Below are 877 nucleotides of genomic sequence, written 5' to 3'. Positions count from 1 at the left end.
GGCGCAATGTTCGTTCCGATAACCCGGTCTGTGCACAGATCTCTGCCTTGCGTCTGCGAAGTTGCGCTGAATCCAGTCCATCTTCCAAAAGTGGAGACAGCAACTGAACACGATACACGGCCACATCCTCCGCTTTTTTCCAATCTTTCATGGCTAACCTCTCCTTCAAGTGGGGTTAGCCTGAATAGTAGACAGAGAAGAAGCGGACACAAAGGCAGAACGGGTATGTGTCCACAAATGTAGATTTGCAATAGGGCGGACAGCACGGGCCATCCACCCGACGGCGTCGCCGACCAAATGTCCAATTCGATGGAGTGAGGATTGTGTTGGATAGGACGGTTCCAACACACGGCCGTGACGGTTTGCAATAGCAACCAGACAACCGGTAGCATACGAAGACCATGTCTCGAACCATTGACGGACACGGCGGATGGTGGATTCGTCCGCCCCCACTGAAGGGGATGATTCGGTAATGATCTGCTCTATACTTTCTCGGTCATAGCGCTTGTAGGGCACAAGAATATCTGGGAGTTCGTGGTGGATACGATGACACTCCGTGCAACGAAGGCGCCGAATGATAAGGGTGAGTTGGTCACCGTTACTCTGCGTATAACGTCTACGTCGGCTTCCGCATACAACAAGTTGGCCCTGACAGCAAGGACACGGGATGCATTCCTCACTCCGAACAAAAAACTCGGGTGGACTGCTCAACGAGCTGATAATCTGATAGAATTACCATACGAGTTGGGGACGTTTCCTGTTGCACTGTTCGGGCGGTGCAACGCAAAAGGAGACGTCCTTTTCCATTCCTAGGATAAGGACATGATATACGTCAACTCCTGGACAGGCAATTCAGTCAACTTTCGGCCATTATGGA

At 51.4% G+C, this 877-nt stretch carries 1 protein-coding gene; it reads right to left on the bottom strand.

Annotated elements, in window-relative coordinates:
• Positions 1-165: 165 nt before the first annotated feature.
• The gene (locus J3482_RS22025; protein WP_081653889.1) at positions 166-711 is read right to left on the bottom strand and encodes a DUF6431 domain-containing protein; all 546 of its coding nucleotides are present in this window, start codon (positions 709-711) and stop codon (positions 166-168) included.
• Positions 712-877 lie beyond the last annotated feature (166 nt).

Source organism: Alicyclobacillus suci (assembly GCF_017329615.1).
GTDB classification, from domain to species: Bacteria; Bacillota; Bacilli; order Alicyclobacillales; family Alicyclobacillaceae; genus Alicyclobacillus; species Alicyclobacillus suci.
The sequence above is the reverse complement of the archived record's forward strand: the minus strand, read 5'-3'. Positions and strand labels throughout refer to the sequence as shown.